Source organism: Nocardia sp. AB354 (assembly GCF_049538315.1).
GTDB classification, from domain to species: Bacteria; Actinomycetota; Actinomycetes; order Mycobacteriales; family Mycobacteriaceae; genus Nocardia; species Nocardia nova.
Genome location: NZ_JBMVFU010000019.1, coordinates 64,950 through 78,278 on the forward strand (window position 1 = coordinate 64,950; position 13,329 = coordinate 78,278).

The 13,329-nt window shown below is 68.3% G+C and carries 12 protein-coding genes; 4 read left to right on the forward strand and 8 right to left on the reverse strand.

Annotation, left to right across the window (positions count from 1 at the left end):
* The first annotated feature begins 18 nt into the window (after positions 1 to 18).
* The 3 genes from hsaC to ACPCUW_RS24865 all read left to right on the forward strand — a co-directional run bounded on the left by hsaC (position 19) and on the right by ACPCUW_RS24865 (position 2,719).
* Complete coding sequence (gene hsaC, locus ACPCUW_RS24855; protein ID WP_423427411.1) at positions 19 to 918, forward strand: iron-dependent extradiol dioxygenase HsaC; 900 nt, start codon at positions 19 to 21, stop codon at positions 916 to 918.
* A 23-nt stretch (positions 919 to 941) separates the two neighbouring features.
* Entirely contained in the window at positions 942 to 1,532 is a 591-nt protein-coding gene (hsaB, locus tag ACPCUW_RS24860) for a 3-hydroxy-9,10-secoandrosta-1,3,5(10)-triene-9,17-dione monooxygenase reductase subunit (protein ID WP_030517281.1), read from the forward strand.
* 278 nt (positions 1,533 to 1,810) lie between these two features.
* Positions 1,811 to 2,719, forward strand: coding sequence for an AraC family transcriptional regulator (locus ACPCUW_RS24865; protein WP_423427413.1), 909 nt, complete (start codon positions 1,811 to 1,813; stop codon positions 2,717 to 2,719).
* Between the two features lie 57 nt (positions 2,720 to 2,776).
* On the opposite strand, the gene ACPCUW_RS24870 is transcribed toward ACPCUW_RS24865, so the two are convergent.
* The 8 genes from ACPCUW_RS24870 to ACPCUW_RS24905 all read right to left on the reverse strand — a co-directional run bounded on the left by ACPCUW_RS24870 (position 2,777) and on the right by ACPCUW_RS24905 (position 11,798).
* Positions 2,777 to 3,526 carry a DUF427 domain-containing protein gene (locus ACPCUW_RS24870; protein ID WP_104391152.1) on the reverse strand — a complete coding sequence of 250 codons (750 nt, stop codon included), beginning with the start codon at positions 3,524 to 3,526 and terminating at the stop codon, positions 2,777 to 2,779.
* 425 nt (positions 3,527 to 3,951) lie between these two features.
* The gene (locus tag ACPCUW_RS24875; protein WP_423427415.1) at positions 3,952 to 5,205 is read right to left on the reverse strand and encodes an MFS transporter; all 1,254 of its coding nucleotides are present in this window, start codon (positions 5,203 to 5,205) and stop codon (positions 3,952 to 3,954) included.
* A gap of 8 nt (positions 5,206 to 5,213) precedes the next feature.
* Positions 5,214 to 5,714, reverse strand: a complete 501-nt coding sequence (locus ACPCUW_RS24880) for a MarR family winged helix-turn-helix transcriptional regulator (RefSeq protein ID WP_423427416.1) — start codon at positions 5,712 to 5,714, stop codon at positions 5,214 to 5,216.
* A 314-nt stretch (positions 5,715 to 6,028) separates the two neighbouring features.
* Entirely contained in the window at positions 6,029 to 7,129 is a 1,101-nt protein-coding gene (locus ACPCUW_RS24885) for an acyl-CoA dehydrogenase family protein (protein WP_423427418.1), read from the reverse strand.
* 31 nt (positions 7,130 to 7,160) lie between these two features.
* Complete coding sequence (locus ACPCUW_RS24890; protein WP_423427420.1) at positions 7,161 to 8,165, reverse strand: acyl-CoA dehydrogenase family protein; 1,005 nt, start codon at positions 8,163 to 8,165, stop codon at positions 7,161 to 7,163.
* Between the two features lie 55 nt (positions 8,166 to 8,220).
* Complete coding sequence (locus ACPCUW_RS24895; RefSeq protein ID WP_195022926.1) at positions 8,221 to 9,351, reverse strand: acyl-CoA dehydrogenase family protein; 1,131 nt, start codon at positions 9,349 to 9,351, stop codon at positions 8,221 to 8,223.
* Positions 9,352 to 10,254, reverse strand: a complete 903-nt coding sequence (locus ACPCUW_RS24900; protein WP_255359499.1) for an enoyl-CoA hydratase — start codon at positions 10,252 to 10,254, stop codon at positions 9,352 to 9,354. It abuts the gene before it with no gap.
* A complete protein-coding gene (locus tag ACPCUW_RS24905; protein ID WP_063010043.1) occupies positions 10,251 to 11,798 on the reverse strand; it encodes a FadD3 family acyl-CoA ligase in 1,548 nt (515 codons plus the stop codon). Before ACPCUW_RS24905 ends, ACPCUW_RS24900 begins: the two co-directional genes overlap by 4 nt.
* 141 nt (positions 11,799 to 11,939) lie before the next feature.
* Between ACPCUW_RS24905 and ACPCUW_RS24910 the strand changes: the two genes are divergently transcribed.
* Complete coding sequence (locus ACPCUW_RS24910; protein ID WP_423427422.1) at positions 11,940 to 13,298, forward strand: acyl-CoA dehydrogenase family protein; 1,359 nt, start codon at positions 11,940 to 11,942, stop codon at positions 13,296 to 13,298.
* The last annotated feature ends 31 nt before the right edge of the window (positions 13,299 to 13,329 follow it).

The following is a 13,329-nucleotide window of genomic DNA, read 5'->3' on the forward strand; positions in this document are numbered from 1 at the left end:
CAAAGCAAAGGAGTCGCGATGAGTATTCGTGCGCTCGGTTATATGCGCATCGAGGCGACCGACGTGGCCGCCTGGCGCGAGTACGGGCTCAAGGTGCTCGGCATGATGGAGGCCGACGGGCCCAACCCCGACGCCCTCTACCTGCGGATGGACGATTTCCCCGCCCGGCTGGTGATCGTGCCGGGCGAGAAGGACCGCCTGCAGGTCTCCGGCTGGGAGGTCACCGACGCCCCTGGGCTGCAACGACTTCGGGAGACGCTGACCAAGGCCGACGTCGCCTTCGAAGAGGGCGCCAAGGACGAGCTCGCGGAGCGGCGCGTCGAGGGCATGATCCGCTTCCAGGATCCCTCCGGCAATACGCTCGAGGCGTTCTACGGCGCCCAGTACCTGGCCCGGCGCTTCGTCAGCCCTTACGGCCACAAGTTCGTCACCGCCGAACAGGGTCTGGGCCATGTGGTGCTGACCTGCAACGACGATGCCGAAGCGCAGGCGTTCTATCAGGATGTGCTCGGTTTCCGGCTGCGCGATTCGATGCGGCTGCCGCCGCAGGTCGTCGGCCGGCCCGCCGACGGCGACCCGGCGTGGCTGCGCTTCTACGGCTGTAATCCCCGCCATCACGCGCTGGCGTTCCTGCCGCTGCCGAATCCGACCGGCATCGTGCACCTCATGGTCGAGGTGGAGAATTCCGACGACGTCGGACTCTGCCTGGATCGCGCGCTGCGCAAGAAGGTCAAGATGTCGGCCACCCTCGGCCGGCACATCAACGACAAGATGTTGTCGTTCTACATGAAGACCCCCGGCGGATTCGACATCGAATTCGGCTGTGAGGGTTTGGAAGTCGACGACCACTCCTGGATCGCGCGGGAATCCACCGCGGTGAGCCTGTGGGGTCACGACTTCACGGTGGGATTCAAGTAGCGAGCGCGGAGAGGGCGACAACCATGACCGCCACGGGCGAATACCCGGAGATCGACGGCCGGCAGTTCCGGAATGTGCTGGGGCAGTTCTGCACCGGTATCACGGTGATCACCACCTTCACCGAGGCCGAGGACGCCGAGCGGGCGCCGATCGGTTTCGCCTGTCAGTCCTTCGCCGCCCTCTCCCTCGACCCGCCGCTGGTGCTGTTCTGCCCCACCAAGGGGTCGCGGTCCTGGGCCGCGATCGAGCAGTCGGGACGGTTCTGCGTGAACGTCCTGGCCGAAGAACAACAACAGGTGTGTGCCCGCTTCGGTTCCCGCGAACCCGACAAGTTCGCCGGAATCGGCTGGAGCACTTCGGAGCTGGGACTTCCGGTCCTGGACGACGCGCTGGCCACGATCCAGTGCACGGTGGACAGCGTCGTCGACGGCGGCGATCACTACATCGTGATCGGCCGGGTACAGGCCCTGTCGGAGTCCACGGACTCCGGCAGGCCGCTGCTCTTCTACCGCGGCCAGTACACCGCCATCGAACCCGAGAAGACCACCCCGGCACCCTGGCGAGCCGACCTCGAACACTTCCTCACCACCACCACCCTGGACACCTGGCTGTAGGTCCGGGCGATCGTCGGGGGCGGGCACCTTTATCGGTGGCCGCCCTCCGCTGTTTCGCGTGGCCGGCACGGATCCGGAATACGTCGGACGGGTCGTAGTGGGCCGGCACGGCGGCGTAGCACGGTGACAGATCGGTCATGGTGACCTCGGGTGGTCGGTACGGACGGGCGCGGATTCGTCCGGTGCTGTGCCGTGTCCGGTGGGTGCGTTGACCGTGACCGGGTCGGTCAGCATGCTGGTGATCGTCGCGGTGTGAGATCGGCCGAGTGGGGCAGCGTGTGGACATCTTGAGTGAGACGGTGGCGGCGGTGCGGACCGGGCTGCCCGCCTCGGGACTTTTCGTGCGGCACGCGCCCTGGGGACGGCGGTATCCGCTGGTGCCGGGGGCCGGATTCCATATCGTCCTGCAGGGCGAATGCTGGCTGCTGGCGCCCGAGTCGGAGCCGGTGGCGATGGGGCCGGGCGATGTGTTGTTCATGCCGCGCGGGGCCGCGCATGTGATAGCGGACAGTCCGCACAGCGCGATCACCGAGGTGGCGACCCCGGGTGAGCCGCGTGAGATCCCCGGGCCGGGATCGCGGACAACCCTGCTGTGCGGTGCGTACGAGGTCAGCCGGAGTCGCCGTCACCCGCTGCTGGATCAACTGCCCGACTTCCTGCACCTGCCCGCGGATCCGGACCGCTCCCCGGCGCTGCGTGCCGCGGTGGATCTGCTCGTCGGCGAGCTCACCGAACCGCGGCCGGGCACCGATGCCGCGGTACCCGCACTGCTGGATACGCTGCTGCTGTTCGTCCTGCGCTCCTGGTACGAGCGGGCCGAAACGTCCGGCTGGGCAGGCGCTTTCACCGATCCGGCGGTGTCGGCCGCGCTGCGCGCCATCCACGCCGACCCCGCGCGGGCCTGGACCGTACCCGAGCTGAGCGCGGTGGCGGGAGTATCCCGCGCCACCCTGGCCCGCCGGTTCGCCGCGACCGTCGGCGAGGCACCGCTGTCGTATCTGACCCGCTGGCGCATGCTCACCGCCGCACGCCTGCTGCGCGAGACCGACCTGCCGATCGCGGCGATCGCGCACCGCGTCGGCTACGGTTCCGAATTCGCGTTCGCCAAGGCATTCAAGCGCGAATACACCCTGGCCCCCGGGCGTTATCGCCGCGCGGAGGAGTTGCCGCCCGTCCTCGCGGTGTGAGGAGGCCGAATGCATCCGGAAGGCCCCGTGTCGCTGGACCAGAGGTAGCGCCGTGAATCAGCTGAACGGGGTGGAATGTTCCTGCCGGACCCCGTCCACATACAACTCGACCTTCTCGTTGTAGAAGCAGACCAGGCCCGCGACCTTCTGGCTCTCCGGCAGGGGAGTGCGGTAGTACCAGACCAGATCGGGATATTCGGTCTCGCCGATGCGGATGTTGTAGTACTCGGCGGTGCCCTTGTAGGGACAGCTCGTCGTGGTGGCCGAGGGCGTGAGCAGATCCATCCGCACATCGGTCAGCGGGAGGTAGTAGCGGGGGACGAGCCCGGTCTCGTAGAGGATGTGCGGCGAATCCGATTCCGCCACCACCTCGCCGCCGAGTTCCACCCGCACAGTGCGTGAACTGGCGAGGATGTCGACGCGCGTATAGGGATTGCGCGGATGGACGTAGATCGGCTCGTCCTCCTCGAACCACCGATCCATCTGTTCCCACTCCAAGCGGATGTGCTCGCGCAGCTCCGGGATCGGCGACTCCGGATAGCGAAGGGCGGCAGCGGGTCTGGTGGTATCGCCGATCACCACGTCGTAGATGTCGCCCTCGCCACGACTGGTGGAATGCTTGGTCGATCCGGTCGCGACCAGTTCGGCGCGAACGTCCTCGACCGGCACGTAGTAAGTGGGGTAGTAAGGGCTCTCCCAGACCAGCAGCGGACGGATGGTGTCCGCGACGACGTGCCCGTCCACATAGGCCCGGATTCGCCGGTGACCCGCCTCGGTCCGTACCCGCCCCCGATTCGTCTCGGTCATTGCACCACGGTACGCGCGGAAGGTGACGCGGTGTGCGTCCGAGATTCGATCGCGCGGCGGATGATCTCTCGGGCTTTGTCTCCTGTCACGGATTCTTCGGCGAGTTCAGCGAACAATCGACCGTAGACAGCGATCTCTCGCGGCTGAGTAATCGTCAACTCGGCTGTGACAGCTTCCACGAGTGTCAGTCGTTCGTCGATCGACGCGGCACCGGCCCATAGCGGTATGCCCGAACTTTTCGTGCAACCTCGGTTCACCGCTACCGGCCGCACGAGCGAGAACGGGTGGAGAGGGAAAGGCCGGAATCCCCTGCGGGTTTCGCGAGGGGATTCCGGCTCACCGCCGTTGCGGTCAGAGAAGGGGTACCGCAGCGGAGGGTGTCGTCGGGGCCGAGGGGGTGGATCGTCCCCGACGACGAGTTCGGGTCAGTCGTCGCCGACGGTGATGGCTTCGGCTTCGGCCGGGCTGTGTTCGGCCGGGTCGTGCTCGTCCATGTGGGACAGGGCCGACCGGCCGCCGAGCAGCACCAGGACGCCGACCGCGGTACACGCGGCGCCGACCCAGAACGGCAGGGCCATCTGATGTTCGCCGAGCTTGCCGGCCAGATACGGGGCGGCGGCGCCACCGACGAACCGGACGAAGCTGTAGGCGGCCGAGGCGGTGGAGCGTTCCACCGGGGCGGAGATCATCACGGCCTCGGTGATCAGGGTGTTGTTCACGCCGAGGAACAGGCCCGCCAATACGGTGCCCACGATCAGCACCGGCTTGTGATCGGCCCAGATCGCCATCGCGGCCAGATCGGCGGCGAACAGCGCCAGCGCGGTCGCGATCATCGGCACGGTGCCGAACATGCGCTGCAGTCGCGGCGCGAAGACCACCGAGGCCAGCGCCAGCAGCAGACCCCAGCCGAAGAAGATGAATCCGATCGAATAGGTGCCCATGTTCAGCGGGAACGGGGTGTAGGCGAGCAGGGTGAAGAACCCGTAGTTGTAGAGCAGTGCGGTGATGCTGACCAGCAGCAGTCCGCGGTGCCGTAAGGCCTTGAAGGGGGCCGCGATCGAGGTGTGGTGGGCCGGTTTCGGCATCTCCGGCAGCAGGGCGACGATCGCGACGAACGCCACCGCCATCAGGACGGCGACACCGAAGAACGGTGCGCGCCAGCTGAATCCGCCCAGGAATCCGCCGACCAGCGGTCCGGCGGCGATACCGATGCCCAGTGCCGCCTCGTACAGGATGATGGCCCGGGCGACTCCGCCGCTGGCCGCGCCCACGATGGTGGCCAATGCGGTCGCGATGAACAGCGCGTTACCCAGTCCCCATCCGGCGCGGAAGCCGACGATCTGCCCGACCGTTCCCGACGATCCGGCCAGCGCGGCGAAGACGACGATGACGGCCAGGCCGGCGAGTAGCGTCTTCTTGGCGCCGAAGCGGCTCGACACCACGCCGGTGATCAGCATCGCGACACCGGTGACCAGCATGTAGCTGGTGAACAGCAGGGTGACCTGCGACGGCGATGCGTGCAGCTGTTCGCCGATCGGTTTCAGAATCGGATCCACCAGGCCGATACCCATGAAGGCGATGACCGAGGCGAAAGCTACTGCCCATACCGATTTGGGTTGCTTGGTCGTCGGAGTGGTCGTCGCCTCGGTCGCGGTCGGTGATGAGAGAGTGGTGCTCATCAACGCTCCTACTTCGAGACTGTATGCGGTGCAGCCGATTTCAGGGCTTCGAGGAGATCGGTCAGTTCACTTTCGAGGTGGCTGAGCCGGTCGATGCCGAAGTCGGGCAACCGGGCCGCGAGGGCGGTGCCGAACGCGCGACGGGACACGGACAACTGTTCGTGCCCCGCCGGCGTCAGCTCGACGACCACGGCTCTGGAGTCGTCGGGGTCTTTGGTGCGTGCGGCGAGTCCGGCGGCTGTCAGCCGGCCGATCAGCGCCGTTGCCGAGGGCTGGGAGCAACCGTCGATCTCCGCGAATTCGCTGATTCGCAGCGGATCGTGCTCTTCGAGCGTGGACAGCGCCCGCACCATCGCACGCGGGAGCGCTCGGGTTCCCAGCGTGCCGGCCAGTCGAGTGAGCCGCGCGGCGGTGACGGCGATGTCGACCATGAGCACCTCGGCCGGATCCGGGGCGGAGACCGGGCTCCGGGCCGAATCGGGGAGAGTGGGCGACTCGTTCGACTGCACGAAAATTATGTTACATAAGCTAACTATGTATGTACATAGCCTAACTATCTATTTTCCGGTGACCTCGCGCACAGCTAGTTTCGGCAGGTCGGCGCCGCTCTTGCGGCCGCAGCGGAAGCGGCTTCGCTGTCGGTGGCGGCGGTGGCGGCGGTGGCGGCGGTGGCGGTGGCGGCAGGCGGCTGTACCAGCAGGGTTGAACGGGGCGGAACGGCAGAGCCGGACGGCCGGGTCGCGAACACGACTCGACCCCGCGACCGTGGGGCGCGGGGTCGGAGTACGCGAGCGCGGCCGCGTGAATTGTCGGGCGATGCGGATCAGGCGGGTCGAGCCAGCGGCCGTCCCGGCATCCCGAATAGTTCGGCATCGCCGTGCGCCCGCTTGAAATACAGATGCGCGTCGTGCTCCCAGGTGATGGCGATGCCGCCGTGCATCTGCACGGTCTCCGACACCACCGAACGGAACGCGTGTGAGCAGTGGATGCGCGCCGACTCGAGGTCGAGCGTCGTCTCCGCGGTCACCGGTCGATCCAGATCCGCGATCGCGGCGTACGCGGCCGAGCGGGCCGATTCCACCAGCACGTACATATCGGCCATGCGGTGCTTGAGCGCCTGGAAACTGCCGATCGGGCGGCCGAACTGCACGCGCGACTTGCTGTACTCCACGGTCGTGTCGAGGCACTGATCGGCCGCGCCGACCTGTTCGGCGGCCAGGGCGGTCCAGGCCACCGCCCGCAGGCGAGCCGTGATCGCGTCCGCATCCCCGCCCAGCCGGGTGGCCGCCGCGCCCTCGAAGGCGACGGTGCTCAGGCGCCGCGTCGGATCCATGGTCCGGACGACGGTGCGGGTGACTCCCGCTGCGGTGGCGTCGATTTCGTAGAGTCCGTCGGCTGTCACCACCAGCAGGGTGTCGGCGTCGGCGCCGTCGAGGACGTAGTGCGCGGTCCCGGTCAATGTGCCGCCGTCGGCCCGCACCGCGTATCCCGCGGGTCCACGAGCCGCACCGGTGCTCGCGACTGCGTTTGTCGCCCAGCCTTTTTCGTCCGCCCAGCACACCGCGAGCGTCCGGCTGCCCTCGGCGACCCCGGGCAGCAATCGCTGCGCCGCGGCGGCATCGCCCGTCGCCAGCACGGCCTGGACGCCGAGGACCGCCGATCCGAGCATCGGCGGGTTGTGCAACGTGCGCCCCAGTTCCTCGATCACCACCAGCGCCGTATCGATCCCGGCGCCGACGCCGCCGTACTCCTCCGGAATCGCCAGCGCGGCCACACCCACCTGCTCGCACAGCAGTTGCCACAGCCGCTCGTCGTAACCGAGTTCGCTGTCGATCGCCTGCCGCAGGGCGGCCCGGTCGCCGTGCCGGGTGAGGACGGCGCGTACGGTCGCGGCCAGTTCCTGCAGTTCCGCGGTATCGGTCATCGCCGTACTCCCGTCTCGTCGTCTCGGTGGTTCACGCGCCGGCCGCCACCGGCGTACGCAGCGCCGCGGCGATCCGGGCGCGATGGAAATCGGCGGTGCCCCACGCGGATCGCAGAGCGGTCACCTTGGTCAGCCACAGCGACAGATCGCATTCGGCCGTGTAACCGATGGCGCCGTGCACCTGCAGGGCGATCCGCGCCGTCCGGTACGCGGCCTCCGCGCAGGCGAATTTGGCCGCCGAGACATCGCGGGCGCGGTCGGCGGTGCCGAAGCTCAGCGCCGCGCGGTACAGCAGCGGTTCGGCCATGTCGAGGCCGATCTTCGCATCGGCCAGATGGTGTTTGATGGCCTGGTAGCGCCCGATCGGCTGCCCGAACTGATGCCGCTGGATCACATAGGCGACGCTGGTGGCCAGCATCGCGTTACCCGCGCCCAGCAGCTGGGCCGCCGCCGCCAGCGCACCGGCGTCGAACGCCGTCTCCGCCGCGGCGAGCACCGAATCACCCTGTGCCACCACCTCGTCCGGGCTCACCGTATACAGCCGCCGCGCCGCGTCCACCGATTCGATCCGGTCGCCTCGGCGAGCCGTGCACAGCGTGTCACCGTCCACGACCAGCACCACATCGGCGGAATCGGCGTCGAGGGCAGGTGTTTGCGGCGAGAGCGCGATGGTGCCGAGCGACTCACCCTCAGCGAAGCTCGGCAGCCATCGCCGCGCCGGACCCGAATCGTCGAGCGCCTGCAACAGCGCCGGAATCACCGCGGCGGTCTCGATCACCGGGCCCGGCACCGCGGCCCGGCCGAATTCCCGGCACGCCACCACCAGGTCGATGGTCTCGGCGCCCATCCCGTCGTATTCCTCGGCCACGGCCAGGCCCAGAGCGCCGGCGCCGGCCAGGTGCCGGATCAGTGCCCGGCCGCCGCGGGCGCCGCCGCCGTTCCAGTTGCGGATGACGGCGGGCGTGCCCGCGGCATCGCACATCTTGCGCAGGCTGCCGGCGAAGTCGCGTTGTTCGGGGGACAGTGCAAATCTCATCGATGGGTCCATTCGGGGGTGCGGCGCGGGGAGGCGGGGTGGCACATGGCGGATCTCAACGCGGTAGCCCGAGCAGGCGCTCGGCGACGATATTGCGCTGAATCTCGTTGGTACCGGCATAGATCGGGCCCGCCAGCGAGAACAGGTAGCCGTCGGTCCAGGCGCTGCTCTGCTCGGCCGAGGCGCCGAGCAGATCCAGGGCGGTCTCGTGCATCGCGATATCGAGTTCGGACCAGAAGACCTTGTTGATCGACGATTCCGCGCCGAGTTTGCCGCCCTCCGACAGCCGGGTCACGGTGCCGAGGGTGTTGAGCCGGTAGGCCTCCGCGCCGATCCACGCGTCGACCACGCGGTTGCGGGCCGCGGTGTCGGCCGGATCGGCGGTCTCGCGCCACAGCTCGATCAAGCGTGCGGCCGTGGCGTTGAACCGGCCCGGGCTGCGCAGCGACAGGCCGCGTTCGTTGCTGGAGGTGCTCATCGCCACCCGCCAGCCCGCGCCCGGTTCGCCGATCACATCGCGATCGGGGACGAAGACGTTGTCCAGGAAGATCTCCGCGAAACCGGGCTCGCCGTCGAGCTGCGGGATAGGCCGAACGGTCACACCGTCGGCCGACAGCGGGAACATCACATAGGTGAGGCCCTTGTGCCGCTCGGCCTCCGGATCGCTGCGGAACAGGCCGAAGGCCCAGTCCGCGAACGAGGCTCGCGAACTCCAGGTCTTCTGCCCGTTGAGCACCCAGCCGCCCTCGACCCGCTTCGCGCTGGAGCGAATGCCCGCGAGGTCGCTACCGGCCTCCGGCTCCGACCACGCCTGCGCCCAGATGTCGTCGGCGCGAGCCATTCTCGGCAGGATCCGCTCGAGCTGTTCCGGCGTGCCGTGTTCGAACAGGGTGGGGGCCAGTAGGAAGATGCCGTTCTGGCTCACCCGCCCGGGCGCGCCCGCGGCGTAGTACTCCTCCTCGAACAGCACCCACTCGAGCAGCGAGGCGTCGCGCCCGCCGTATTCGCGCTGCCACGACACCACCGAGAGCCGGGCATCGGCGAGGGTGTGCTCCCAGGCTCGATGCGCCTCGAAACCCTCCCGGGTGTCCATCGACGGCAGCGGTTCGGCGGGGACGTTGGCGCGCAGGAACTCGCGCACTTCGAGCTGGAATTGCGCTGCGGCCGAATCGAGTTCGAGATCCATCTACTTGCCGCTCCGTTCTGCGGTCGTGGCGGTCGTTGCGGTCGCCTTCATCGACTTGGCGGTCATACCGGCCAGCGAGTCGGTGCCGACCTCGGCGTTGTGGGCGTGGGCGAAGTGGTGCAGGCCGAAGACCGAATCCATGCCGGCGCGCAACCCCATCAGGTCCTCGCACTGGTTGACGGCCTTCTTGGTCAGCGCCAAGCCGAATTGCGGCATGGTGGCGATCTTCTCGGCCAGCTCGAGAGTGTGCGATTCCAATTCGGCGCGAGGCACGACCCGGTTGACCATGCCCCACTCGTAGGCCTGCTCGGCGCTGAACCGATCACCGGTGAACAGCACCTCCTTGGCCCGCCGCGGGCCCAGCACCCAGGGGTGCGCGAAGTATTCGACGCCCGGAATGCCCATCCGGACAACGGGATCGGAGAAGAAGGCGTCGTCGGCGGCGACGATCATGTCGCACACCCAGGCCAGCATCATCGCGCCCGCGATGCAGGCGCCCTGCACCATCGCGATGGTGGGTTTGGGAATCTCCCGCCAGCGCCGGCACATGCCGAGGTAGACCTCGAGCTCCCGGGCGAAGCGCTGATCGCCGCCGGGCCGGTCGACGTGGTCCCACCACAGCGCGGCCTTGTTGTCGTATTCGATGTGGTGGTCGCGTCCGGGCGTGCCGATGTCGTGCCCGGCGCTGAAGTGTTTTCCGCTGCCCGCCAGGATGATCACCTTGACCTCGGCGTCCTCGACCGCCCGCGTGAAGGCGGCGTCGAGCGCGTAGGTCATCACCGAATTCTGGGCGTTGCGGTAGTCGGGCCGGTTCATCGTGACCAGGGCGATCGGACCACGGCGCTCGTAGGTGACGACCTCGCCCTCGTCCGGAATCGGCGCGGGGGTTGCGTCTGTGGTCACGAGATCTCCTCACGTAGTTGCCGCTTGAGCACTTTGCCGGCGGCGCTGTAGGGCAGCCGGTCCCGGAACTCCACGAATCGCGGCACCTTGAAATTGGCCAGGGTCTTCTTCGCGTAGGCGACGACGTCGTCTTCGGACAGTTCGGCACCCGCCCGGCGCACGATGTAGGCCTTGCCGACCTCGCCCATCCGCTCGTCCGGCACCCCGATCACGGCGGATTCGGCGACGCCGTCGAGCCGGGCCAGAGTCTGTTCGATCTCGGCCGGGTAGACGTTGAAGCCGCCGGAGATGTACATGTCCTTGAGCCGGTCGGTGATCTTGAGATAGCCGCGCTCGTCGAGGATTCCGACGTCGCCGGTGTGCAACCAGCCGTCGGCGTCGATGGTCTTGGCCGTGGCCTCGGGATCGTCGAGATAGCCGACCATCACGTTCGGCCCGCGCAGCAACACCTCGCCGTGATCGCCGATGCGCACCTCGAATCCGGCCATGGCCGCACCGGAGGTATTGGCGATGGTCTCCGGATCGTCGTCGGGCAGGCACATGGTGCCGAAGCCGGAGGATTCGGAGAGGCCGTACGCGGTGACGACCACCTCGAATTCCAGTTCGCTGCGCATTCTCTCGACCAGCACCACGGGTACGGTCGCCGCGCCGGTGACCGCCACCCGCAGGCTGCTCAGATCGAAATCGGCGCGGGCGGGATGTTCCAGGATGGTCTGGTAGATCGTCGGCGGACCGGTCAATACCGTGATGGCCTGCTCCTGCACCATCCGCATCGTCTGCGGCACGTCGAAGGTCGCCTGCGGCACGATCGTGGCGCCGGTGACCAGGCAGGCGAGGATGGCCGCCTTGTAGCCGAAGTTGTGGAAGAACGGCGGGATCACCAGATAGCGATCGGAGCTGTTCAGCGTCGACCGCTCCACCCAGGCCCGCACCACATCGAGTGCCTGGCGCTGGGCGACGAGCGTGCCCTTGCTGCGGCCGGTGGTGCCCGAGGTGAACAGGATGTCGGCGATGTCTTCGGGCTCGACCGATTCCGCGCGCGCGATCACCTTCTCCACCGGCGTCTGCGCGGCGAGTTCGGCCAGTTGCGACCAGGCGACGGCATCGTCGTAGGCCGATTCGCCCTCCGCCGGAATGACGATGATCGTGCCGACCGCCAATTCCGGTGCGGCCGCGCGCAATTCCGCGAGGCGCTGTCGGCCCAGGAACGGATCGGCGATGAACAGCGCCTTCGCATCGACCCGGGCGATCACATCGGCGGCCTCGTCGGCGACGTAGCGGGTGTTGAGCGGAACCAGTGCGGCGCCGGTGTAGTGCGTGGCCAGTGCGGCCACCACCCAGTGCCAGGTGTTGGGCGCCCAGATCGCGATCCGATCGCCGCGCTGGATTCCGCGCGCGATCAGCGCCCCCGCCGTCTGCCGCACGGCATCGAGTAGTTGCACCCAGCTCAGGTGCACCTCGCCGTCGCTGACCGCCGCCGCATCGCCGTGGATGCGCGCGGCTTCGTGCAGGGCGAGAGGGGTGGTCTGCACAGGGGGTGTCACGTCGTCCTCGTCTTCTACACGCTGGTCGACGGGCCGAGCAGCCGGCTTGTCCGGCGTGGTGACGGCTCGGTCCGTCGGTCGATTCGCGCTGCAGAGCTCACCGCCCTACAAAGCAAGTGCTTGGTAGGTTACTCTACCGGAGTGAGTGCGATCCAGACCCCCGATTCCGCCGCCGGCGCGGATGCCTCCCCCGCGGCGGCCCCCGGTACGGAAAACGCAGCCGACCAGGAATTCCGCGCCGAAGTGCGGGAATGGCTGGCCGAAAACCTGAACGGGCAGTTCCGCGAGCTGCGCGGGCTCGGCGGGCCCGGAAGTGAGCACGAAGCCTTCGACGAGCGGCTGGAGTGGGACCGCCACCTCGCCGCGGCGGGGTTGACCTGCCTGGGCTGGCCGGTCGAGTACGGCGGCCGGGCGGCGACGCTGCGCCAGCAGGTGATCTTCCACGAGGAGTACGCGAGCGCGAATGCCCCGGCGCGCGTCTCGCACCTGGGGGAGGAGCTGCTCGGCCCGACCCTGCTCGCCTTCGGCACCGAGGAGCAGAAACAGCGCTTCCTGCCCGGTATCCGCTCGGTCACCGAACTATGGTGTCAGGGATATTCCGAGCCCGGGGCCGGTTCGGACCTGGCGAACGTGTCGACCAGCGCCCGGCTCGACGGTGACGAATGGTCGATCAACGGCCAGAAGATCTGGACCTCGCTGGCGCATCTGTCGGACTGGTGTTTCGTCATCGCCCGCACCGAATCCGGCTCGACCCGCCACCACGGCCTGTCCTATCTGCTGGTGCCGATGAAGCAGCCCGGTATCGAGGTGCGCCCGATCATCCAGCTCACCGGCACCGCCGAATTCAACGAGGTGTTCTTCGACAACGCCCGCACCGCCGCCGATCTGGTGGTGGGCAAACCCGGTGAGGGCTGGCGAGTCGCCATGGGCACGTTGACCTTCGAGCGCGGCATCTCCACCGTCGGCCAGCAGATCCGGTTCGCGCGCGAACTGTCGAATCTGGAGGCGGTGGCGAAAGCCAATGGCGCGCTGGCGGATCCGGCCCTGGCCGAGCGCATCGACCAGGCGTGGGTGGGTTTGCGCGTGCTGCGCGCACACGCGCTGCGGACCCTGGAATCGGCGCATCAGAACGTCGACGCCCGCGCAGGGTCCGATCGCGGCACTCGGGGGCCTTCCGTGGTTACGCAAGCTGCCTCCTCCAGGCCTGACCCGAGTGCCGCGGCCGCGGGCCAGGCCTCGGTCTCGAAGCTGTTGTGGGCCAATTGGCATCGCGGCCTCGGCGAACTGGCCATGGACGTGCTCGGCGCCGAAGGCCTGATCGCCCGGCCTCCGGTCGGCGGCACCGGCTCCGCCCTCGATCCGCACCCCGCGGACGACCTGAACCAATGGCAGCGCCTCTATCTGTTCACCCGCGCCGACACGATCTACGGCGGCTCGAACGAAGTGCAGCGCAACATCATCTCCGAACGCGTGCTCGGCCTGCCCCGCGAAGCCCGCTGACCACCCCGCCCGGCCGAACCTTCGACCGGAA